The following is a 22,270-nucleotide window of genomic DNA, read 5'->3' as shown; positions in this document are numbered from 1 at the left end:
ACCGGGCGCAAGCTGTCTGGCTGCGGCTATCATCCCTCTACAGGCATCGACACAACGGAGGCCACGGATATTATGACGGCATCCCGCCACAATCGCTAAAATTCTGCGGGTGCGATACTTCCGCCACCGGGGTCATAAGTGCACAATCGCCTGCGATAGTGCAGCGAGGCCAGCACGCTGCATCCCTCTCTCCACCGACAAGCGATGCCGGTGCAATGTCGTCAGCTCGTCAAGCCTCACCATTTGAAGTCGATCGTGCCCACCACCGAACGGCGCTGCCCCCAGCGGCAATAGAGGTTCGAGCAATCCGAGACATAGATCTTGTCCGTCAGATTGGTGGCCGCCACCGCCAGCGACCAGCCCTTCAGCCGGGGCGTCAGCATGCCCAGATCGTAATGGGCGTTAAGGTCGAAGATGGTCGTGGAGGGAATCGAATAGGTGTTGGTGGTGTTGGCGAATTGCCGCCCCAGATAGCGCCCGCCGCCGCCCAGCCCGAAGCCGCGCAGCCCCCCGTTCTGGAAGGTGAAATCGGCCCAGGCCGAAGCAATGTCACGCGGCACGCCTGCCGGGCGCTTGCCCTGCAGGCCGGAATTGTCATGCGTCACCAGCGGATCGAGATGGGTGTAGGAGGCACGCAGGTTCAGCGCCTTCACCGGGCTGGCCACCGCCGAGACTTCCACGCCATCGCTGCGCACCTCGCCGGTCTGCACTTGAAAATTGGCGTTGACGGGGTCTGTGGTCAGCACATTGGACTGGGTCAGGCTGAAATAGGCCGCCGTGAACAAAGCGTTGAAGCCGCGCGGCTGGTATTTGATGCCGCCCTCGATCTGCTTGCCATAGGTCGGCTTGAAGACATTCCCCAGCCGGTCCGTCCCGGCTGACGGCTGGAAGGAGGAAGCATAGGCGACATAGGGCGCCAGCCCCAGCTGCGTCACATAGCTCAGCCCGGCGCGGCCGGTGAAGGCCTTGGCGGTCTGGATCGTGGCGGTGCTGTTGAGATAGTTTTGCGTCTTGGTGGAGGCCCAGTCCTCGCGCCCGGCCAGAGTCAGATGCAACCCGCCCCATGCCATCTGATCCTGCAGATAGACGCCGGTCTGGTCCAGCACCTGCCGCCGGTTGAGGTTGAAATTGGGCAGGGTGACAGTCTGGTTGTAATCGGGCGCCAGCAGATCGAGGCTGGGCCCAAGCCCATAGCGCGAGACATCCAGACGGTTGGTATATTGGTAATCCACCCCCGCCAGCAGTGTATGATGCACCGGCCCGGTGTTCAGATCGGCCTGAAGCCGGTTGTCGATCTGGAAGGTCTGGGCGTGGCCGTCATAGAGATAGGTGTAGCGGTCGATGGTGTGATTGTCGGCATGGAAGAGATCGGCCTGCAGCTCGCCGTAATGCGAGGTCAGCTTGGTGTAGCGCAGGTTCTGGTTGAATTTCAGATGGCTGTTGAAGCGATGCTCGAACTCCGTGCCTGCCGAAAAACGGGTGCGCTTGTAGCTGTCAAAGCTGGGCTGGCTGGTGTTGGTGCTGGTGGGGATGTAACCCGTGGGCAGGCCGGGATCGGCGATCAGCGTGCCCTTATAGGGCAGCGAACTCCAGAAACCGCCCTTGGGATCGTCGACATAATTGGTCAGCACCGTCAGCTTCGTATCGGCATCGGGCTGCCAGGTGATGGCGGGCGCCACGGCGATGCGACGCTCACGCTTGCCGGTGACCTGCGTGCCGCTGTCACGAAACAGCGCGGTCAGGCGGTATTGCAGCGTGCCCGAGGCGTTCAAACGACCGCCCAGATCGCCCGACACCTCATAATGCCCCCAATTGCCGATGCGCGCCTGCAGCTCATGCACCGGATCGGCGGTGGGGTGCTTCGAGACCATATCGACGATGCCCGCCGGATAGGATTGCCCATAAAGCGCCGAGGACGGCCCCTCCAGCACCTCGATGCGTTCCAGAAAGATCGGATCGACCTTGGTTTCGATAAAGGCGCCTTGAGTCAGCAGCTTGAGCCCGTCCTGATACTGGTCGAGCAGAAAGCCGCGCGCCGCAAAGGATTCGATGCGGCTATCGGTGTTGTCGCCGAAATAGACGCCGGGGGCGTAGCGCAGCGTCTGGCGCAGGGTGAAGGCCTGCTGCGCATCGATCTGCTCGCGCGTGACGACGGAAATGGTCTGAGGCGTTTCCAGCAGGCTGCCGGTGTCGGTCTTGGTCGCGACCTGGCTGTTATGCGCGACATAGCCACGCACCGGGCGCGTCGGCACTTCGCGCAAGGCGTTGGCGCTGTCGGCGCTCTCTCCGGCACTGCCGGAGCCTTCCACCTGCACGGGCCCCAGCGTCACCGTGTTGTCCGCCACGCTGGGCGCCTTTTGCAGGATCACCGAGCTTCGATCGACCAACTGCCATGTCAGGCCGGTGCCCGCCAGCAAGCGGCTCAGCGCCTCGACCGGCGCGAGTTGGCCATGAACACCCGGGCTGCTGCGCCCGGCCAGCAGGCTCTGGTCCACCGTCACCTGCCAGCCCGATTGCAGACCAAAGGCGGTGATCGCACTGGCCAGCGGTTGCGCCGGAATGGCGAAGCCGGCGGCGCGCGCATCGCTCGGTGTCGCCGGCTGCGCCAGAACCGGCGTGGCCGCCCCCATGGTCGCCAAAGCGCTGGCCCCCAGCAGGGCGCGCAGGATCTGCGACGGGCGCCGGGCTGCGATGGACGGCTTGGTGAAACGCTGTGTCATTCTTATCCCCGATCAAGGCCATGAACCATTATGCGAATGCGTCGCAATAGTTCTTCGAGGACATGACGAAGCCCACGGCACCCCATCTCAGATTATTTTCAAATTTTTTCAGGACGCCGAGACAATGATCAGCCAAGGCGTCACACGCCACACTTTGGCGCCATAAGGCTCGGCCAGATTGCGCAAGGCGCGTGAGGGATCGTCAAGATCATAGACGCCCGTCACGCGGCGCTCGCCCAGATGGCGGTCGGTCAGGATGATGGCGCCGCGATAGTGGCGATCCAGCCGCTCGATCACATCGGCCATGGTCAGATCATGCGCGGCAAGGCGCCCCTGCCGCCAGACGCCCATCTCCGCAGGGGCGATACCCAGCACTTGTGCCACACCGGTCCGGCGGTCCGCTCGCCATTCCTCGCCGGGGGTCAGCGCATGCGCCGAAGGCCCCTGCCCGATCCGCACCGCGCCCTGAGCCAGATCCACCGCCAGCATCCGCCGCGTCAGGCTGACATCGAATTGCGTGCCGACATCGGTGATCGTAGTCTCGCCGACATGGACCGTGAAGGGATGCGCCGGATCATGCTTCACATCGAACCAAGCCTCGCCCTTCAACAGCGAAACACCGCGCCCGGCGGCCTCGCGCCGGATCGCACTGTCAGGCGCCAGCGTTACCTGCGAGCCATCGGCCAGCGCCAGATGGCGGATTTCCCCCGCGCCGGTGGACGCATCGGCACGAAGCCAGATCGAGAGATCCGGCAAGGCCACCAGCCCCAACAGACATGCCGCGACCGCGCCGAGACCAGCGGCGGCCAGATGCCTGCGTACACCCGGCTTGCGCCTGCTCACACGCCGGGGGGGAGGTGATGCGGCGGCCCCTTCAAGCACAAAGGTCGGCTCAACCTCGCCCGAAAGCGCCCAGGCCTTGCCCGCCAACGCCCATGCCTGCGCATGATCGGGATCGCTGGTCAGCCATTGTTCGAAAGCGGCCTTCTGCCCGGCCTGATCCACACCCCGCGCCGCATGGAGGCGCAAGGCCCAATCGGCAGCCTCGATCAGCGCGGTTTCGGGCAGATCGGCGTGGTGATCGATCTCCATCACAGCGCCCTCCCCCGCCCGGCACCCGGTTTCTGCAACCGCTTCATGACATGGACCAGCGCACCCTGCACCAGACGGTGCGCCGTGGCGGTCGAAACGCCCAGATGGCCGCCGATCTCGTGAAAGGGCAGGCCCGCCAGACGGTTCATTTCAAAAGCCTGCCTTTGCAGATCGGGCAGTTCGGCCAGCGCCGTGCCGATATGCAGCAAATCGTCGCGATGCCCCGCCTCCTCTTCGGGCGAGGGTGCGGCTACATCCTCGAACCTTTGGGCGTAATGCTTGTCCCGCCGCGTTTCGGCCCCCAGCCGCCGCACCATATCCACCGCCAGATTGCGCACGATGCGGTAGAGATAGCCCGCCGAGGAGCGCATACCGGCCTGCGGCGTGGCGGTCATGGCATAGCGCAGCCAGGCGTCCTGAACCACATCCTCCGCACCCGCGCGCGATCCGACCATGGGCGTGGCATAGTCGATCAGGGCGCGTCGGTGGTCGAGATAGACCTGAAGGCGGGCATCGGTATCAGGCAAGCGTCACCGGAAGGTAGGATGGCGGAAGGGCATAGCGCCCACCAGCTATCAAATATGCGAATGGTTCTCAATAGAGATTGTCCTTTATGCCATTCTATGCGTCGAGCATTGCTCTCCGCAGCCTCCTCCTCACGCCCTGCAAAACTGGCCGTCAGCGCATCAATCGACACGGCGATATGCGGGGACCCCGGGCATGAATACCGCGCAACCAGAGTGCAAAACGCCTGATGCCCGGGAATGCGCCACACCCGCACGAACACGTCCTCAACGACCACCGCGTGACTGCCGCTAGCGGTCCCATTCCCCATATCGCGCCCAGCCCGATACAGCCGACATCCATGATCCTGCTCCTTCCTGTCAAAGCGGCAGCCCCAGACTGCGTTTCGGGGTCACCGCCGTGATGTTGGCCACATCCGCCATGACCTGCGCCGTTTCAGGCGCGGCCAGCGCGCGATACATGGCCTCTTCGTCGCGGAAGACGCAGGGGGCGATGGCGATCAGGCCAGCCCCGTCGCCCTGCGGAAAGAAGCCGCCGACGCTTTTGAGCCCATAAGGCTCCCAGCAGGCGCGGACGAGCGGCATATGCACATTGATCCAGTGGTCCCGGTCAAAAGGGGTGTCGGGCGTGCCCGCATAAGTGACATACATGGTGATCATGGCTGCTTCTCCAACTGGCGCTCAAGCCAGGCGAGGACCGGCTGCAAAGCCGCATCCGAGTTCTTTTCGTAAATCAGGCCGTGCCCATTGCCGTAGACGCCATGGTCCGGCAGATGCAGCAGCTCGGCCGCGGCGCCTGCCGCGCTGAGCTGCTCGACAATGGGCGTGCTGGCCAAGGCGAAGGCCGAGGCCTCGGCGGTCACCGCGACAATCGGCAGCCCCGCCAGAGAAGGCAGCCGGTAAGCGCCCGCCGAAGCTTCGCGCAAGGCCTCGGGCGAGGCCGGTGATGGCGCGAAAGCCAGCGGCGCGGCGGTAAGCCCCCAGCTCAGCGAACCGATGTTGGGAATATCCGCGAAAGGCGGTCCCATCGGCTCGATCGCCACAATCGCCTTGACCGCGCCGGGGCGCCGGTCCGCCACCAGCCAGCCAACCGGGCCCGATGCGGAATGGGTCAGCAGGATCGCCGGGCCAACCCGGTCCAGCAGCCGGGCGATGGCATCGGCCTCCATGGCCTGAGAGAAGGCCAGATCGGCGGGCAAGGGCCCATATCCGGCGATAAATTCATCCATCGCCGCCTCATCATCGGGGGCGAACATCCATTGCGTGTGCAGACCGTCAGGATCTTCGGGACAATAGATCCGGCGCCCGTTTTCATAAGAAAAGGGCGGCCCCATCTCGCCCATGGTTGCGCCATGGAACGGCGAGCGGCCTTGCCCCGGGCGGTCGGCCAGAAGCACGGCATAGCCTGCCTCCACCAGCCGCTGGGCCCAGCCGGGGCGGCCATCGGGCGTATCGAGCCATTCCGTCCCCTGATAGCCGCCGCCATGCAGCAGGATGATCGGCCAGGGCTGGGTGACATGTTCGGGCGCCTCCCATTCGGCGAACAGGGGGCCGCGCTGATAGGTCAGCCCATCGATCGTGAGGCGCTCGCCCGGCACCCAGAGATGGCCCCGGCGCGTGGTGCGCGGCGGCGCCTTGGCCCAGAAAGGATGTGAATGTGCCATGCGATGGATCTCCTCGGCTGGAGGCTCCGCTTGGGCAGAGCCGGTCCGGGGCTCCATTTAGGGCATTCAAATCTGTTCAGGTACAAACTATATCGAACATTCATCGTTCATTTGTGTACGGCATCGATATGGAATGGAGCGACGTCAGGATCTTTCTTGCGGTGGCGCGCAGCGGCACGCTGGGCGCGGCAGCACGCGCGCTTGGCCTCAGCCATCCGACCATCGGCCGCCGCCTGCGCGCGCTTGAAGAGGCCACGGGGCAAATCCTCTTCCAAAGAACCAGCGACGGCTTCGTGCTGACCGAGGAAGGCGGCGCCATATTGGGCATCGCCGAGCAGATGGAAGACAGCGCTCTGGCCATGACACGCCGTCTGGCGGGGCAGGAACAGCAGTTGACCGGCGCCCTGACCCTGTCCTGCGCCGACTGGTTTGGCGCCCATGTCCTGCCGCCGATCCTTTCCGCCTATGGGCAAAGCCACCCCAAGGTCACGATCGACATTCTGACCGGCGGGCGGCTGTTCAATCTGGCCCGCCGCGAAGCCGATCTGGCCTTTCGCATCGTGCCTTTCGAGGGGCCGGATATTGTGCAGAGGCGCCTGCTGCAGATGCCCTATGGCGCCTATATCGCGCAGGATCGCCCCGATCCGGTGGTGGGAGACGGCGCAGGCTGCACCCTGATCGTGATGGACACATCGACCGGCCATTTCCCCGATGTCGACTGGCTGAAGGCCCGGCTGCCCAAGGCTGAGGCCACACTGCGCTCGAACAGTCGCGGGGTTCAGGCGCAGATGTGTGCCGCGGGCATTGGGGTCGCCGTCCTGCCTCGGCCGGTGGGGGATGGTGTCGGCGGGCTGCGCAGGCTCGATCTGGGCGAAGCGCCCCCGCCGCGCGATATCTGGATGGGCTATCATCGCGACCTCAAGCGGCTGCAGCGGCTTCGCGCCTTTATCGATGTGGTGGTTGATCAGCTTGCCCATCCCGGGAGATGATCAGGCTCTGATAGGCACCTGCCTGTGCCCGCCGGGTCGGGCATCCGGCATCGTGGCGTCAAGCGGCCTTTTCTGCCGCCCATCAAGAACGGGTCTAGCGTGTGACCAGCCGCCCGCTCAAAACAGTTTTGCGCACCGGGGCGTCCGCGTCCTTCCGGCGCGCCAGAAGCATCTCCATCGCGACCTGTCCGATCTCGTTCACCGGCTGCTCCACCACCGTGACGCCGCCGCCAAAAACCTCCGTCCAGGGATTGTTGTCAAAGCCGGCCAGCACCAGATCCTCAGGAATGCGCAGGCCCATCGCCACGCTGGCACGCGCCAGTTCGAGCAGGATCACCCCGTCCGAGCCAATGATCGCTTCGGGCGCCTCATCCCGGCTCAGCAGGGTCGCGAGCATCTCACGCGGGTGGTTCTGGCCATGGGGTAGCACATGGGCATCCGGCGTGAGCCCCAGCGAGACCATCGCATCACTGTATCCGGCCAGACGTTCGATGCCGGTGGTGCTGCCGCCCAGCAGTGCGGTGATCCGCCGCTTGCCCTGACGGAACAGATGATCGACCAGCATCGCGCAGCCGCTGTGATTGTCGAGCACCACCGCATCGTGACGGCGCAGGCTGGCCGCCCGGTCGAACAGCACCAGCGGAACATCGAAGCTGGCCTGCGCCACCCACTCGACACCTTCCAGTGACGGGGCGATGATCACCCCGGCCACCCGCTCATCCTGCATCATGCGCAGATGCATTTTCTCTTTCTCGTGATCCTCGTCGGTGTTGCAGAGGATCACCCGCAGATCATGGGCAAAGGCAATCTCCTCCACCTTTTTGCTCACGGCGGTGAAGAAGGGATTGCAGATATCGGCCACGATCAGGCCGATCGTGCCATTGTCTTTCGACCGCAAGCGGCGCGCGATGAGATTGGGGCGGTAACCGGTCTGCTCGACAGCGGCATTGACCGCAGCCACCATCTCGGGATTGACGAGGCGCCCGGCCAGCACGCGTGACGCCGTCGCCGTCGAAACACCGGCGACGCGCGCTACATCCTTGATTCTTACTGCCATCGAAACCGGCCCCTTTGCCCTTCGCGGCCTAAGCCGGGCTTGCCCGCGATGCAAGCGATCGCATGGAGGTCTGCAGCACCCCGATGCTGGCACAAGCCTTTCCACGAGGGTGCGCCGCCCGAGGGCAAAAGCCCCTCAGACCATTGGACCTAAGTCCCGCTTCACTTTCAGAAATCGGTTTCTCAGGCCATTTTCACAGATTTAAGGCGATAAATTTGCCACTTTTCCGATCATCCAAGGTGTGCAATGGGCGAATCCAGAAAACGATATCTCAGATAGCCATGCTGCCGGCCGCCTGCTCAGCTCCCCCCGAAAGGCGACCGGCCAAGGAGACGCCGGAATGTCCATCACCCCCGAGGCCGACACAAGCGGCCCGCTTCCCGAAGCCGAGCGCTGGGCCAGCAGCGCCCTCACCCGCCGACAGATCATGCTGCGCTCGGCGGTGTCCGCCGGTGCCATCGCCACTGCCGCCCTGCTGACAGGGCTGACCTCCGGCACCATGCTCAGGGCCCGGAACAATGCCGAAAGTCCGCCGCTGGCACCCGATGTGCGCGATCGCTTTATGCGCTTCTCCCATCTCGCGACCGGCCATACCGCGCTCAGCCCCGTGCTGGGCGAGCGCTATTATCAGGCGCTGACCGGTCAAGACCATCAGTTCCCCGCCAAGCTCAATGCACTGGTCGATCTGGCCGGGCGCCTGCCCCGGCCTTCGGTCGAGGCGCTGGAAGAGATCGCCCGCCAGCAACCGGCGCTGCATGGCGCGCTGATGGCCGTGATCCGCGCATGGTACAGCGGCGTGGTGGCGGAAGGCAGCCAGGCCACCGTCTATGCCTATGAAGCCGCGCTGATGTACCAGCCCGCGCGCGATCAGGTGGTGATCCCCACCTTTGCGCATGATGGCCCGAATTATTGGGTCAAGGCGCCTCCGCCGGTCTCGGCGATGCCTGCCTTCTGATCCTTCGCTGCCCCCCACCTATCATCGGAACCAGACCTTGACCCACCCCCAGTCAAGCCCCGCCGCATGGCATGAACGCGCGCGTTTCCTGCGCGTGAAGGCCATGCTCTCCCTCATGCTGACCGCTGCCGCGCTGCCCTCCGTAGCCCATGCCGCGCCTGCCGCTGCACCCGCGCCGATTCCGGCTCCAGCGCATGCCCCGGTCCCTGCCGCGCGAGCCGACGACACCCCGGTTGCGCGCGGGCGTTATCTGGCGGTCATCAGCGATTGCGCGGCCTGCCACACCAATCCGGGCGGGGCTGCCTTTGCCGGCGGCTATCCCATCCAGTCGCCGCTGGGCATCATCTATTCCAGCAACATCACCCCATCGAAGACTGCAGGCATCGGCGCCCTGAGCCGCGACGATTTCGCCCGCGCGGTGCAGCAGGGCATCGGCAAGGATGGCGCGCATCTCTATCCCGCGATGCCCTACACCTCCTACGCCAGGCTGAGCAGCGGCGACATCGACGATCTCTACGCCTATTTCATGCAGGCGGTGAAACCGGTCGACACCCCCGCCCGCGCCACGAAACTGGGCTTCCCCTTCAACATCCGCCTGTCCATGGCCGGATGGAACGCGCTCTTCCTCGACAGCAAGCCCTTCACGCCCGACCCCGCGCAGAGCGCGCAGGTCAACCGGGGCCGCTATCTGGTGGAAGGCCCGGCGCATTGCGATATGTGCCACGCCCCGCGCAATCTGCTGATGGCCACCAAATCGGGCGGCATGACCGGCGGCGCCGTGGGTGCCTGGTATGCCCCCAACATCACCAGCGACAAGGTGAGCGGCATCGGCGGCTGGAGCGATGCCGAACTGGCTGCCTATCTCAAGACTGGCATTGCCAGCGATGGGCATACAGACAAAGCCCGCGCCGCAGGCCCCATGGCCGAAGCTGTCCAGAACAGCTTCCAGCATATGAGCGATGACGACATCACCGCGATCATCGCCTATCTGCGCAGCCTGCCTGCCGTGGCCACCCCGGGCCAGACCGCGGCGAATTTCATCCATGGCAGCCCGGGCACGGATGTCGAAACCGTGCGCGGCTCGCGCCCGATGGGCCATGAGCTGACCGAGACAGAAGGCGCCCATCTCTATGTCGCGGCCTGCGCCAGCTGCCATCAGGCCGATGGTTCGGGCTCGGCGGACAAGAGCTATCCCGCGCTGTTCCACAACACCACCACCGGCCAGCCCAACCCCACCGATCTGATCGCGGCCATCCTGTTCGGCGTGGAGCGCGAGGTCGGCGGCCATACGGTCAAGATGCCCGGCTTCGGCGCGGATTCGCTGGTCCAGCGGCTGAGTGACGAACAGATCGCCGCTCTGGCCAATCATGTGCTTGCGCAATTCGGCAATGCGGCGGCCCATGTCAGCCCCGGCGATGTCGCCACGGTGCGCGCAGGCGGCCCTGCCGCTCCCATCGCGCTGGCGGGCAATCCTTTCGTGCTGGGCTTTGCCCTGCTGGTGGCGCTGGGCCTGATGGTGCTGGCCCGCCGCAAGCTGCGCGCCCGCGCGGCCTGACCCTTTTTCAAGCAATCAGGGCCGCGCAGGCGGCAAAAGGAGTATCCCATGGCAGAAGATCTTTCCGCCGATGTCGTGATCGTTGGCACGGGGATCTGCGGATCTTTCGTGGCGCATGAGATGGCCAAGGCGGGCCTGTCGGTCATCATGCTGGAGGCAGGCCCCCGCATCGACCGTGACGAGGTGGTCGAAAACTGGCGCAACATGCCGCCGCACAACAAATCCGAATATGACTATGCCACGCCCTATCCGCTGGTCCCCTGGGCACCGCACACCAATTACTTCCCGGACAATGGCTATCTGCATGTCGATGGGCCGGATCGCACCGCCTATATGCAGGGCATCATCAAGGGCGTGGGCGGCACGACATGGCACTGGGCGGCGTCTTCGTGGCGTTATCTGGTCAATGATTTCCAGCTGAAATCGACCTATGGCGTGGGGCGCGACTATGCCTTCACCTATGACGAGATCGAGCCCTATTACTTCAAGGCCGAGCAGGAAATCGGCGTCTGCGGCCCCAACGGGATGGACATCGTGCCCTCCGCGCCGCGCAAGCAGCCATGGCCGATGGATTCCATGCCCTATGGCCCCGCCGACCGCCGCTTTACCGAGCTGGTGAAGCCGCTGGGCTTTGAGAACACACCCGTGCCTCAGGGCCGCAACAGCCGCCCCTATGACAATCGCCCGCAATGCTGCGGCAACAACAACTGCATGCCGATCTGCCCGATCGGGGCGATGTATCACGCCGTCTATCACGCGCAGAAGGCCGAGGCTCTGGGGGCCAGGATCATCCCCAATGCCGTGGCCTATGCCATGGAGACCGATGCGCAGAACAACATCACCGCCATCAAGTACTACGATCCCGACAAGCAGTCCTTCCGCGTGACGGGCAAGACCTTCGTGATCGCCGCCAACGGTATCGAAACGCCCAAGCTGCTGCTGCTGGCCGCCAATGACCGCAATCCACGCGGCATCGCCAACAGCTCCGATCAGGTGGGGCGCAACATGATGGACCACCCCGGCATCGGCATGAGCTTTCAGGCGGCCGAGCCCATGTGGGTGGGCGGCGGATCGGTGCAGATGAGCTCGATCACCAACCATCGCGACGGGCCATGGCGCAGCGAATACTCCGCCATCCAGATCGGCATGAACAACACCGCGCAGAATTCGCGCGCGGGGATGAAGGCGCTCTCCATGGGACTGGTGGGTCACAAGCTGGATGAGGAAATCCGCAAGCGCAGCGCCCATGGTGTCGACATTTACGTCAACCATGAAACGCTGGCCCATCCGGACAACCGCCTGACGCTCAGCACGCAATATAAGGACAAATTGGGCATTCCGCACCCGCATGTCTATTACGATGTGGGTGAGTATGTGCGCACATCGGCGGTGAAATCGCGCCAGCATCTGATGAATATCGCCAAGGCGCTGGGCGGCACGGAAATCTCCATGTCGCAGAATTTCACGCCCAACAATCACATCACCGGCGGCACGATCATGGGCAAGGACCCAAGGGATTCGGTGGTCGACGGCTGGTGCCGCACGCATGACCATCGCAATCTGTTCCTGGCCACCGGCGGCGCCATGGCGGCGGCCGGCACGGTGAATTCAACCCTGACGATGGCGGCGCTGGCGCTGCGCGCCTCGGAGGAAATCCTGCGTGATATGAAACACGCCTGATACAGCGAGCGTGGACCGGGGAAGCCCGTCTGCCTCTCATCGGGCAGGCGGGCTTCTTCATGCCTTCAGCGATGAACGGGCTTCAGTCCCGTCTGCATGCGATAGGTGATGACCGGCCATTGCACCGCATCCACCCCGTGATTGAGCCCCGCCGTGCGGTTGATCTGCGTGGCGGGAATCCAGAGATAGCCCTGATCGTCAATCCACATGGCATCCATCTGGATCAGCCGCGCATCCTGCAGGATGGTGGTGATCTTGCCGTTGGGGGCGATCTTCACCAGACGCTGGTGGTTGATATCGCTGGCAAAGATCGTGCCGTTGCTGGCGATGGCGGTGCCGCCGGTGGGCTGCGTCCCGGCAAAGGGGATGACATGGGCGGCCAGCTGCGCCGGGCTCAGCGTCTCATCCTCCAGATAGCGCGTTTCGATCTTCGACATCGGGCCGCTGGCAGGCTGGTAATAGAGCCATGCCGCATCGGGCGAGAGTTCAAGCTGATCGGCATGGACCACCACCTGCTTGCCCTCCGGCGTCACGAGGGGCTTGCCTGCCGACAGCCACGGACGCTGCGCCGTGGTGGAGGGATCGCCATCCAGCACCCGCCGCGCCGCGCCCGTATCGAGATGCAGCACGATCAGCCCGGGCTGGCCCGCATCGGTCAGAAAGGCCACATTGCCCTTGAAGCGCAGATCATTGACGAAGCTCTTGCCGGTGGTGACGCTGCGCAACGGATAGATGCGCTTGATCTGTCCGCTCGTTACGTCGATCCGCAGGATCTTGGGCTGAAGCGAGCTATCCGCGCCGCCATTGCCATCGGCGCCCTTGTCCACCACCCACAGATCGCCATCGGGCCCGATGCGGATCGAATTGACGCCCACAAAGGCAGCGTCACCCTTCTGTCCCGGTTTCCAGCTGTTCCACGCCGCATCGGGGAAAGGCCAGGGCTGGCCGCCGACCACCTCGGCCACCTCCATACCCTCGCCGGGCGTGGTGCGCTGCACCGGGATAAAGACCCGGCCCGAGGCGGTGGTCGTCGCGCCATTGTTGATGACATGGAGCGACAGGGTGGGAATGAGCGGGGAAGCAGGGGCCGCCATCAGGCCGGCGGGGGCCAACAGGGCAAGGCCCGCAAGAAGCAGAGAGGGTGAGCGCAACATCATGTCTCCGAACGAAAGGCGGTTCCGGCAGCCGCGCCGCCGGAACTGAGAAAACGATTTCTCACCCTTCACCCCTAGCGCCTGACAGAGCCGCAGGGCCAGCCCCTTTGCGCGCTAAAAGACCGGAAATGCGTGACTTTGCGGCGAACCGAAGGCCAACCCCTCCTTTAGTGCGGCAACAGCTTCGTCGCATCGACGGTGAACTTGAACCCCACGATGAAGGCATTGGGAATGGCCGTCGCCCGCAGCGGAGCGCCGGTCTGATCGGGATGCAGAATATATTGCAGATTGGGCGAGATACGCACCGCCCGGCCCAGCTGTGCGCCATAGGCCAGCTCCATCATCACCTCGTCGCGGGCCACATTGGGGCGCCCGCCCACCGCCACGCGCAGGGCATTCATGCGCTGCATCGCCAGATCGCTGAAGTGCTGGTTGTTGATCATAAAGCCGATGGTGTCCTGATCGCGGCCCTTGAAGGTGCCGGTCTGCACGATGCCGGCATCCAGATACCAGCTTTCCTCCACCTGCCCCGAGACATTGGCCATCGCCACGCCGAACACCGCGAGCCCCCGGTTCGATTTGGGATCGGGCCGGGTCAGCACCTGATCGACATGCAGATAGAGCCCGCTGCGCCCCTTGCGCATCAGCGGCGCCCCGCCGGTGATGGCGGCGATCCCGCCCGATGTGTCACGCAGCGGATCGGCATATTGCCCCTCGTCGATCCAGCCGCCCAGGATCACATGCCGCGGCAGGCGGGCGGTGGCATAGGTCGATCCATAGCCCAGCTCGAAAGGCACGATGAAACCGGTGTTGCCCTTGAAGCTGAGGCTGAAACCGTTGTCCTGCGGGTCCTTGCGGTTGGGATTGACCTCATAGATGCCGACATGGGCAAACCAGTTGCGCGCCACCGTCAACTTCGCCTGCGCCATCCAGCTTGAGGCGGGGAAATAGGTGAAGTTGCTGTCCTTGAAGACCATCGTGGGGTTGCCGCAGGTCGAATTGGACTGGAAATTGCAGTAGATCGAGGAATTGAGGAAATGGATGTTGGCCTGGCTCTTGCCCGCCTCGATGTCCAGCGCGCCGCCCAGCAGCTTCTGCTCATAGGTCAGGATCGCCAGATGGTTGTTCTGCGTGCCCCAGATTTCCTGCACCGAGGTGTTGTTGCCCAGCGCGATGTTCGACAGGCTGGGGCCATGACGGTTGGTGACGGCAAAATGCACCGTGCCGCCATTCACCCCGGCGATCTTGCCCATGTCCAGATCGACACCGGCATAGACCTGCCCGGCATAGGCCGTTTTCTGGCTCAACCCGCCCGTCAGATTGGAGGCCGCCTCACCCGTATAGCTGAGCGAGAGCGCAATCCCCTTGGCGGCCAATGTATCCAGCGGCGACGGGCTGGGTGCCACCGCCGCGGCAGCATCCTGTGCCCCCTCCTGCGCCCATGCGGCAGGCGCACATCCAGCCACCCCCACGGCAACCAGCGCCGCGAGCCTTTTCAACCCACTCATGTGAAAGACTTTCCCTGCTTATACCGTTTTATGGAAGGCTGCGGTTCAGGCGGCGGCCAAAGCGCCGCTCACCGGGCGCTTGAGCAGCCCGACCAGCACGGCGCTCAGCCCCATGCCCGCCACCAGAGCCAGGGCAAAACCGCCCAGATGCGTCACCGCGCCGGGAATGGGCAGCACGAAGATGCCGCCATGCGGCACGCGCAGCTCGACACCGAAGGCCATGGAGATCGCCCCCGCCAGAGCCGAGCCCGCCATCAGCGAGGGGATCACCCGGAAGGGATCGCGCGCGGCAAAGGGGATCGCCCCCTCCGACACGAAGGCCAGCCCCAGCACAGCAGCGGCACTGCCCGCCTCGCGCTCCTCGGTGGTGAAGCGGTTGGCAAAGAGGCGCGTGGCCAGAGCGATGCCCAGCGGCGGCGTCATGCCTGCGGCCATCACGGCAGCCATCGGCGTGTAGACCTGGCTGGAGATCAGCGCGACCGAGAAGGCATAGGCCGCCTTGTTCACCGGGCCGCCCACGTCAAAGGCCATCATCAAGCCCAGAATGACGCCCAGCAGCACGGCGCTCGATCCCTGCATGGAGCGCAGCCATTCGGTCATGAAGGCCAGCGCCGCCGCCACCGGCGCGCCGACCGCATAGACCATCAACAGACCCGTCAGCAGCGTGCCCAGCAGAGGCAGGATCAGTACGGGCTTCAGGCCCGCCAGATTTTTGGGCAGCACGATCAGCCGGTTGAGCGCATCGACGCCGTAACCCGCGATAAAACCGGCCACAATGCCGCCCAGAAAGCCTGCGCCCAGATTGGCCGCCAGCATGCCGCCGATCATGCCTGGCGCGATGCCGGGCCGGTCGGCGATGGAAAAGGCGATATAGCCCGCCAGCGCGGGCACGATCAGCGCAAAGCCGCCCTTGGCGCCAATGGTGAAGAGAGCATGCGCCAGCGTGCCCGCCGCGCTGTCCTCATTGGCGTGAATGCCGCCCAGCGCAAAGGCCAGCGCGATCAGCAAGCCGCCCGCCACCACAAAGGGTAGCATGAAGGAGACGCCGGTCATCAGATGCTTGTAGGGGCCCGCGCGCTTGGCGGAGACTTCGGCCCCGCCGCTGCTGGCCACCGCGCCGGCTTCCACCACCGCCTCGGCCAGCGCCTTTTCGATCAGCGCAGCGCCGCCGGTGATCGCGGGCTTCGTGTTGGAAACGAAGACGCGCTTGCCGGCAAAGCGGCTGCGGTCCACCTCGCGGTCGGCGGCGATCAACACCACATCGGCCTCGGCAATATCCTGCGCGGAGAGCGGATTGCCCGCCCCCACCGAGCCCTGAGTCTCGACATGCAGATCATAGCCGAGCTGGCGCGCCCCTGCGGTCAGCCCCTCGGCGGCCATGAACGTATGGGCAATGCCGGTGGGGCAAGAGGTGACGGCCACGATACGCGGGCGTGCCAAACCCTGCTGCACGGGCACGGACCCCGCCAGCGCCGCCTCCAGCGCGGCATCGGGATCGGCCAGCACGGCCTCGACGCTCAGGCGATGATGCGCCCGCGCCTCGACCTGCGGATCGGCCAGACCGTCCGGAGCCACGAACAGCAGCGGCGCGCCATCCTGCGGCTCCACCGGATTGATCACGCCCTGCGCGGTGCGCAATTCGATCTCGGCGCTCTGGTTGCGGCGGCTTGCCGCGCGGCGCAGCGCCTCCCCGGCCAGCACGCCGGACACGCCGGTTTCGCCCGCCTCGACAATGGCAAAGATTTTGGTCATCGGGCCTCTCCTGTCCCGTCCGCGCCGATGGCTTCGGTCGCGGTGATGGTGGTGATCGTCACGTCCTCGCTCAGCGCATGGACGGTGCCCAGATCGGGCAGATGCGGGCCGGGCCGCCCCAGCTTGGCCACGGCAAAAGCGGTAGCGAGGCGGGCAATCCGCTCCAGCCCTGCGCCCTCGATGGCGGCAGCGGCAAGGCCGGCCACCATCGCATCGCCCGCACCCACGGTGCTGGCCAGATCCCCGGCGGAGAGGCGCGCCAGCAGCACGCCCTCATCGGAGAGGAACAGCGCGCCCTCCTCGCCCATCGAGACCACCACCAGAGCGACACCGCCCGCGCGCAGGCGTTGGCCGCAACGCACCACATCCGCGAGGCTGTCGAGCGGCTCTCCTGCCCAGGCCGCCAGTTCGCGCCGGTTGGGCTTGACGATATCGGGCAGCACAGCGGCCTTCAGCGCGAGGCTGAGCGGCACGCCGCTGGTGTCGAGCAGCACCCTGGCCCCAGCCGCGCGCAGCCGCGCGACCATGGTGGCATAGATGCCCGCATCGCATCCCGGGGGCAGACTGCCAGAAAGCACGATCAGGGCATCGGGCGCGGCAAAAGCCTCCACGGCGGCCAGAACGCGCTCGCTGGCCGCCTCATCGACCGACAGGCCATCCATATTGATATCGGTCGTCTCGCCATCGTCGACGATCTTGATGTTGACGCGGGTGGCGCCGGGCAGGCGCTCGAAACGGTCTGTGATCGGCTTGGCGGCGCAGAGCGCCTCGAAGGGCGCGGCATTGTCGGCGCCGAGCAGGCCGAAGACGGTGACCGGCACGCCCCAGTCGGCCAGACAGCTGGCCACATTCACGCCCTTGCCGCCCGGGTCCTGCCGCACCGACTGGGCGCGATGAACCTCGCCGCGCGTCAGATGGCCGACGGTGACGGTCTGGTCGATGGCCGGGTTGAAGGTGACCGTGGCCACGCGCTTGGGGGATGTCATCACAGGTCTCCGCTGTTCAAGGCACGCACATCGGCGGCGGTGTGCGCGGCCAGCGCCCGGGCGGCCAGCGCCTGAAGATCGCCCATCGTGCTGGCACGGATGCGCGCCTTGACGGCGGGAATGTCTCGCGGCGTCATCGACAGTTCGGTGACGCCAAGGCCCGCCAGCAGCGCGGCGCCAAAGGGATCGCCCGCGATGCCGCCGCACACGCCGACCCAGCGGTTGTGGGCCTTGGCGCCCTCCACCGTCATGGCGATCAGGCGCAGCACGGCGGGATGCAGGCTGTCAGCCTCGCTGGCGAGTTCGGGGTTCTGGCGGTCGATGGCCAGCGCATATTGCGTGAGGTCATTGGTGCCGATCGAGAAGAAATCGGCATGCGCGGCCAGCGCATGCGAGACCACGGCGGCAGCAGGCACCTCGATCATGATGCCGATGGGCACATGGGGGGCGTCCAGCTCGGCGCGGATCGCCTCGCAGCGTTCGCGCAGGGTGATCAGTTCGGGCACGGAGGTGATCATCGGGAACATGATCGAGAGATCGCCGCCCAGCGCCGCCGCGCGGTACAGCGCGCGCAATTGCGGATCGAGCAGATCGGGCCGACGCAGCAGCAGACGCGCCCCGCGCACGCCAAGGAAGGGGTTCTCCTCCCTGGGCAGGTCGAGATGCGGCACCTGCTTGTCACCGCCGATGTCCAGCGCGCGCACGATCAGCAGGCGGTCTCCCAGAGCCTCGATCATGCCGCGATAGATGGCGAATTGTTCCTCCTCGGAAGGCGTGTCGCCCGCTTCGAGGAAGAGGAATTCGGTGCGCATCAGGCCAACACCCTCACCGCCCTGCGCCAGAGCGAAAGGCGCCTGATCGGGGCGGTTGATGTTGGCGCCGATGGCGATGGAGATGCCGTCGCGGGTTTCGGCGGGGCGGCTGCGTTCGGCCTCCTGCTCCAGCCGCTGGGCTTCCTTGCGCTCGATCCACGCGCGGGCCGAGGCCAGATCCTCATCCGAAGGGTTGAGCCACACCCGCCCCGCATCGCCATCGACAATCGCCGTACCGCCCGCCGCCAGGCTGAGCAATTGCGCCCCGCCCGCCACCACGGAAGGAATGCCCAGCGTGCGCGCCAGAATGGCGCTGTGCGAGGTCGGCCCGCCCAGCGCGGTGGCGATGCCCACCACCTTGGCGGTGTCCAGCACGGCGGTGTCGGAGGGCGAAAGATCGTCGGCCACCAGAATGCAGGGCGCATCCGGCAGATCGGCCAGCGTGCCGATGCCAAGGCCGGGATCGATCTGCGCCAGCACGCGGCGGCCTACATCCTGAAGGTCGGCGGCGCGCGCCGCCAGCACGGGATTGCCCAGCGCGGACAGTTGCTGCGCCATGCGCTCCACCGCCTGATGCCATGACCAGGCGACACCATGGCCTTCCACCATCATCTGGCAGGTCAGGGTGATGAGGTCGGTGTCGTCAAGCAGCGTGGCCTGCGCCTTGAAGATCGCTGCCTCGCCCGCGCCCAGACGGCGCGTGGTGTCATCGATCAGCGCAACCATCTGCGCGCGGGTGCGCAGCAGCGCATCGTTGAGCTGAGCCCCGCCGCCGGCCAGATCCACCGGCACATCGGCCACCTGCAAATCGGCGGAGGCCAACACATGCACCGTGCCGATCGCCAGGCCGGGGCTGGCCGAAACGCCGCCGATCATCTGCGGCATCCCCGGCGGGGTCCAGCCATGCACCGGTTTGTCGGCTTTTTCGGCGGCGCGCGCGGCATCGGCCTTTTCGCGCGGGGTCAGGCGGATGACGGCGCGATGGAAGGCCTGAAGCGCGGCGGCGGCATCCTTGCCGGAGGCCGAGAGAACCACCTCATCCCCGGCCTTCAGCCCCAGTTGCAGCAGGGCGATCAGATTGCGCGGATCGGCCATCTCGCCGCCATGACGCACGCGCAGGGCCGCCTCGCTGGCCTTGGCCGCCTCGGCCCAGGCCGAGGCCGGGCGGGCATGCAGGCCGGTGGGATAATCGACCACCCAGCCGATCGTTTCAGCCAGATCCTGCGCCTGCTGCTGTGCCACGGGCGCCGCATCGTCCTGAAGCGCCTGAGCGATCAGGGCCGCATCGGTGGTGGTGGACAGTTGCTTGAGCCGCGTCTCATCCTGAATCAGCCGGGTCAGGCGGCGCAGGATGGTGATATGGCTGTCTGAATTGGCGGCGATGCCGACCACCAGATGGGCGATCTGGCCGGGATTCCATTCGATGCCCTCGACGAATTGCAGCACCACCACGCCATCGCGGCGCACCAGCCCCTTGTCCTCACCCAGCCCGTGCGGGATCGCCACGCCCGAGCCGAGATAGGTGTTCGCCACGGATTCGCGTGCGATCATGCTGGTTTCGTATCCGGGCGCCACACAGCCCGCCGCTGCCAGCATCTGCCCGGCCTGCCGGATGGCGTCTTCCTTGCCGGTGGCGCTTGCATCGATGCGCACCATGTCCAGCATATCCGGGTCGCTCCGCACGGGATGCAGGTCAACGGCAGTGGGGGTAACGTCCAGCATATCTCGAACCTCTCCGGGGCGATTTGTGTCGTCGCCTGCCCTTTAGAAAACGTTTTCTCAAAAATTTGTCAAGGCCTCTTGCGGAAGAGGATGATTATCGGGCAATCTCACGGCCAAGAGCACAGAGAATATGCGGGATGAGGAGAAAACGTTTCCCATGGCTGTCAGCGTGAAAGGCGACAACACCAAGGTCGGCATCAAGGACGTGGCGCGACTCGCGCAGGTCTCGCCCGCAACGGTCTCGCGCGTGCTCTCGGGCCGCACGGTGGCCGCCGATCTGCATGAGCGGGTGCAGGCTGCCGTCAAGGCCGTGGGCTATCGCCCCAATCTGGCCGCGCGCCGCCTGCGTTCACGCCATACCAACACCATCGGGTTGATCGTGGCCGATATCCGCAACCCCTTCTTCACCGCCGTGTCGCGGGTGGTGGAGGACATCGCCTATTCGCATGGCCAGCGCGTCATCTTCTGCAACACGGACGAAGATCCGGCCAAGGAAGCGATGTATCTGGAGCTGATGCAGGAAGAGCGCGTGGCGGGCGTCATTCTGGCGCCCACCCGCGCCGGGCTGGACCATGCAACGCGCGCCGCCCCCGATTTTCCGATGGTCCTGATCGACCGCACCGCAAGGGGCATGGCGCATGACAGCGTGGTGCTGGACAATGAAGCCATGGCCGCCCGGCTGGTCGCGCATCTGCATGAACGCGGCTTTACCCGCATCGCCGGTCTGTTCGGCGCCGCCAGCAGCACCGGCGCCGAACGCCGCGCCGGTTTCGAGCAGGCCGCCCAGCGCCTGGGGCTGCAGGCCGAGGCGATCACCGTGCCTCACGGCTCCGACGAGACGGCCCGCAGCGTCGGCGCCCTGCTGGCCCGGCAGGAGCGCCCGCAGGCGCTGGTCGCCAGCAATGGCGTGATGCTGATGGCGGTGTTGCGCGCCGTGCGTCTGGCCGGGCTGGAGGTGCCGCGCGATCTGGCCCTGACCGGCTTCGATCACGAAGACTGGATGGAATTCGTGGGCGACGGCCTGTCGGTGATCGAGCAGCCTGTGGCGGAAATCGGGCGCACGGCCATGACCATGCTGCTCGACCGGCTGGAGCATCCCGACCTTCCCGCCCGCAAGGTGGTGCTGGCCGGGCGCCTGATCTCCGGCGGCTCAACGCTTAAAGTTCAACAGCATCGCCCTTCACAGCCTCTCAAGGAAACACAGCCATGAAACCGCCCATCGGTCGCGACACCCAGCTCTGCATGTCGCTCTCGGCCCGGCCCGGCAATGCCGGATCGCGGCTGCACAATGCGCTCTATGAGGCGCTGGGGCTGGATTTCGTCTACAAATCCTTCTCCACCAAGGATCTGCCCGCGGCGATCGGCGGCATTCGCGCGCTCTCCATTCGCGGCTGCGCGATCTCCATGCCCTTCAAGGAGGATGTGATCCCGCTGATCGATGCGCTGGAGCCCTCCGCCGCCGTGATCGAGAGCGTGAACACCATCGTCAACGATGGCGGCGTGCTGACCGGCTACAACACCGATTACATCGCCGTGCGCGACCTGCTGGAGCGCCGCGCCATCGATCCGGTCACGCCCTTCGTGCTGCGCGGCAGCGGCGGCATGGCCAAGGCGGTGGCCGCCGCGCTGCACGGGCTGGGCTTTGCGCAGGGCACCATCGTGGCCCGCAATGAGGCGCGCGGCAAGGCGCTGGCGCAGGCCTATGGCTATGCATGGAGCGCCGATCTGCCCGCCAACCCCGCCCCCTTGCTGATCAACGTCACCCCGCTGGGCATGGAAGGCGCCAACAGCGCCGATCTGGCCTTTCCGCAGGACTGGATCGAGGCCTGCCAGACCGCCTTCGACGTGGTGGCCCAGCCCGCCGACACGCCTTTCCTCAAGGCCGCGCAGGCCGCGGGCAAGACCATCATCTCCGGCGCGGAGGTGATCGTGCTTCAGGCGGTGGAGCAATTCGTGCTGTACACCGGCACAAGGCCCTGGCCCGAGCAAATTCGCGCTGCTGCGGCTTTGGCCCATGGTGAAGCGGTTGCCGCCAAGCTGGCATTGTGAAACATTAGCCCCCTATAACCGTAAGCCACACCGCCCCTCTCCCCGAAAAAA

The 22,270-nt window shown here is 65.6% G+C and carries 17 protein-coding genes; 6 read left to right on the top strand and 11 right to left on the bottom strand.

The features are described from left to right. Nucleotides 1-236 precede the first annotated feature (236 nt). The 5 genes from HGK27_RS26330 to HGK27_RS26310 all read right to left on the bottom strand — a co-directional run bounded on the left by HGK27_RS26330 (nt 237) and on the right by HGK27_RS26310 (nt 6,000). Nucleotides 237-2,720, bottom strand: coding sequence for a TonB-dependent siderophore receptor (locus HGK27_RS26330; RefSeq protein ID WP_206243781.1), 2,484 nt, complete (start codon nt 2,718-2,720; stop codon nt 237-239). A gap of 108 nt (nt 2,721-2,828) precedes the next feature. Continuing rightward, entirely contained in the window at nt 2,829-3,812 is a 984-nt protein-coding gene (locus HGK27_RS26325; RefSeq protein WP_241127868.1) for a FecR family protein, read from the bottom strand. Next, nucleotides 3,812-4,339 carry a sigma-70 family RNA polymerase sigma factor gene (locus HGK27_RS26320; RefSeq protein WP_206243779.1) on the bottom strand — a complete coding sequence of 176 codons (528 nt, stop codon included), beginning with the start codon at nt 4,337-4,339 and terminating at the stop codon, nt 3,812-3,814. Before HGK27_RS26320 ends, HGK27_RS26325 begins: the two co-directional genes overlap by 1 nt. Nucleotides 4,340-4,696: 357 nt before the next feature. Next, on the bottom strand, nt 4,697-4,996 hold the full coding sequence (locus HGK27_RS26315; protein WP_206243778.1) for an EthD family reductase: 300 nt from the start codon (nt 4,994-4,996) through the stop codon (nt 4,697-4,699). Next, nucleotides 4,993-6,000: an alpha/beta hydrolase gene (locus HGK27_RS26310; RefSeq protein ID WP_206243777.1), complete on the bottom strand. Its 1,008-nt coding sequence runs from the start codon at nt 5,998-6,000 to the stop codon at nt 4,993-4,995. Before HGK27_RS26310 ends, HGK27_RS26315 begins: the two co-directional genes overlap by 4 nt. Before the next feature lie 128 nt (nt 6,001-6,128). On the opposite strand from HGK27_RS26310, the gene HGK27_RS26305 reads away from it, so the two are divergent. Beyond that, nucleotides 6,129-6,989 (top strand): LysR family transcriptional regulator, encoded by an 861-nt coding sequence (locus HGK27_RS26305; protein ID WP_206243776.1) that lies wholly within the window; start codon nt 6,129-6,131, stop codon nt 6,987-6,989. Between the two features lie 94 nt (nt 6,990-7,083). On the opposite strand, the gene HGK27_RS26300 is transcribed toward HGK27_RS26305, so the two are convergent. Further along, nucleotides 7,084-8,046 carry a LacI family DNA-binding transcriptional regulator gene (locus HGK27_RS26300; RefSeq protein ID WP_206243775.1) on the bottom strand — a complete coding sequence of 321 codons (963 nt, stop codon included), beginning with the start codon at nt 8,044-8,046 and terminating at the stop codon, nt 7,084-7,086. Nucleotides 8,047-8,386: 340 nt separating this feature from the next. Here HGK27_RS26300 and HGK27_RS26295 point away from each other — a divergent pair, with 340 nt between their 5' ends. From HGK27_RS26295 to HGK27_RS26285, 3 genes are read left to right on the top strand one after another with little or no spacing between them, the layout of a single operon-like run. After that, nucleotides 8,387-9,001: a sugar dehydrogenase complex small subunit gene (locus HGK27_RS26295; protein ID WP_206243774.1), complete on the top strand. Its 615-nt coding sequence runs from the start codon at nt 8,387-8,389 to the stop codon at nt 8,999-9,001. 37 nt (nt 9,002-9,038) lie between these two features. Beyond that, on the top strand, nt 9,039-10,556 hold the full coding sequence (locus tag HGK27_RS26290) for a cytochrome c (RefSeq protein ID WP_241127498.1): 1,518 nt from the start codon (nt 9,039-9,041) through the stop codon (nt 10,554-10,556). Between the two features lie 48 nt (nt 10,557-10,604). Next, nucleotides 10,605-12,236, top strand: coding sequence for a GMC family oxidoreductase (locus HGK27_RS26285; RefSeq protein ID WP_206243773.1), 1,632 nt, complete (start codon nt 10,605-10,607; stop codon nt 12,234-12,236). A 65-nt stretch (nt 12,237-12,301) separates the two neighbouring features. On the opposite strand, the gene HGK27_RS26280 is transcribed toward HGK27_RS26285, so the two are convergent. The 5 genes from HGK27_RS26280 to ptsP all read right to left on the bottom strand — a co-directional run bounded on the left by HGK27_RS26280 (nt 12,302) and on the right by ptsP (nt 20,113). After that, on the bottom strand, nt 12,302-13,393 hold the full coding sequence (locus HGK27_RS26280) for an L-dopachrome tautomerase-related protein (RefSeq protein WP_206243772.1): 1,092 nt from the start codon (nt 13,391-13,393) through the stop codon (nt 12,302-12,304). A gap of 164 nt (nt 13,394-13,557) precedes the next feature. After that, entirely contained in the window at nt 13,558-14,898 is a 1,341-nt protein-coding gene (locus tag HGK27_RS26275) for a carbohydrate porin (RefSeq protein WP_206243771.1), read from the bottom strand. Nucleotides 14,899-14,943: 45 nt separating this feature from the next. Further along, nucleotides 14,944-16,650, bottom strand: coding sequence for a PTS fructose transporter subunit IIC (locus tag HGK27_RS26270; RefSeq protein ID WP_206243770.1), 1,707 nt, complete (start codon nt 16,648-16,650; stop codon nt 14,944-14,946). Continuing rightward, nucleotides 16,647-17,636 carry a 1-phosphofructokinase gene (gene pfkB / locus HGK27_RS26265; RefSeq protein WP_206243769.1) on the bottom strand — a complete coding sequence of 330 codons (990 nt, stop codon included), beginning with the start codon at nt 17,634-17,636 and terminating at the stop codon, nt 16,647-16,649. The genes HGK27_RS26270 and pfkB overlap by 4 nt, the downstream gene beginning before the upstream one ends. Beyond that, on the bottom strand, nt 17,636-20,113 hold the full coding sequence (ptsP, locus tag HGK27_RS26260; protein WP_241127867.1) for a phosphoenolpyruvate--protein phosphotransferase: 2,478 nt from the start codon (nt 20,111-20,113) through the stop codon (nt 17,636-17,638). Before ptsP ends, pfkB begins: the two co-directional genes overlap by 1 nt. Before the next feature lie 214 nt (nt 20,114-20,327). Between ptsP and HGK27_RS26255 the strand changes: the two genes are divergently transcribed. Both HGK27_RS26255 and HGK27_RS26250 read left to right on the top strand, forming a co-directional pair. Beyond that, the gene (locus HGK27_RS26255) at nt 20,328-21,380 is read left to right on the top strand and encodes a LacI family DNA-binding transcriptional regulator (protein WP_206243767.1); all 1,053 of its coding nucleotides are present in this window, start codon (nt 20,328-20,330) and stop codon (nt 21,378-21,380) included. Beyond that, entirely contained in the window at nt 21,377-22,219 is an 843-nt protein-coding gene (locus tag HGK27_RS26250) for a shikimate 5-dehydrogenase (RefSeq protein WP_206243766.1), read from the top strand. Before HGK27_RS26255 ends, HGK27_RS26250 begins: the two co-directional genes overlap by 4 nt. Nucleotides 22,220-22,270 lie beyond the last annotated feature (51 nt).

Source organism: Novosphingobium terrae, assembly GCF_017163935.1.
Classification (GTDB): domain Bacteria; phylum Pseudomonadota; class Alphaproteobacteria; order Sphingomonadales; family Sphingomonadaceae; genus Novosphingobium; species Novosphingobium terrae.
This window is presented reverse-complemented; position numbering and strand designations above follow the sequence as displayed.

What these genes read in the sequence shown, in the direction of transcription:
- HGK27_RS26280 (WP_206243772.1), bottom strand. Translation starts at nt 13,393, where the DNA reads ATGATGTTGCGCTCACCCTCTCTGCTTCTTGCGGGCCTTGCCCTGTTG.
- HGK27_RS26270 (WP_206243770.1), bottom strand. Translation starts at nt 16,650, where the DNA reads ATGACCAAAATCTTTGCCATTGTCGAGGCGGGCGAAACCGGCGTGTCC.
- HGK27_RS26295 (WP_206243774.1), top strand. Translation starts at nt 8,387, where the DNA reads ATGTCCATCACCCCCGAGGCCGACACAAGCGGCCCGCTTCCCGAAGCC.
- HGK27_RS26300 (WP_206243775.1), bottom strand. Translation starts at nt 8,046, where the DNA reads ATGGCAGTAAGAATCAAGGATGTAGCGCGCGTCGCCGGTGTTTCGACG.
- HGK27_RS26325 (WP_241127868.1), bottom strand. Translation starts at nt 3,812, where the DNA reads ATGGAGATCGATCACCACGCCGATCTGCCCGAAACCGCGCTGATCGAG.
- HGK27_RS26285 (WP_206243773.1), top strand. Translation starts at nt 10,605, where the DNA reads ATGGCAGAAGATCTTTCCGCCGATGTCGTGATCGTTGGCACGGGGATC.
- HGK27_RS26315 (WP_206243778.1), bottom strand. Translation starts at nt 4,996, where the DNA reads ATGATCACCATGTATGTCACTTATGCGGGCACGCCCGACACCCCTTTT.
- ptsP (WP_241127867.1), bottom strand. Translation starts at nt 20,113, where the DNA reads ATGCTGGACATGGTGCGCATCGATGCAAGCGCCACCGGCAAGGAAGAC.
- HGK27_RS26310 (WP_206243777.1), bottom strand. Translation starts at nt 6,000, where the DNA reads ATGGCACATTCACATCCTTTCTGGGCCAAGGCGCCGCCGCGCACCACG.
- HGK27_RS26330 (WP_206243781.1), bottom strand. Translation starts at nt 2,720, where the DNA reads ATGACACAGCGTTTCACCAAGCCGTCCATCGCAGCCCGGCGCCCGTCG.
- pfkB (WP_206243769.1), bottom strand. Translation starts at nt 17,636, where the DNA reads ATGACATCCCCCAAGCGCGTGGCCACGGTCACCTTCAACCCGGCCATC.
- HGK27_RS26305 (WP_206243776.1), top strand. Translation starts at nt 6,129, where the DNA reads ATGGAATGGAGCGACGTCAGGATCTTTCTTGCGGTGGCGCGCAGCGGC.
- HGK27_RS26255 (WP_206243767.1), top strand. Translation starts at nt 20,328, where the DNA reads ATGGCTGTCAGCGTGAAAGGCGACAACACCAAGGTCGGCATCAAGGAC.
- HGK27_RS26250 (WP_206243766.1), top strand. Translation starts at nt 21,377, where the DNA reads ATGAAACCGCCCATCGGTCGCGACACCCAGCTCTGCATGTCGCTCTCG.
- HGK27_RS26275 (WP_206243771.1), bottom strand. Translation starts at nt 14,898, where the DNA reads ATGAGTGGGTTGAAAAGGCTCGCGGCGCTGGTTGCCGTGGGGGTGGCT.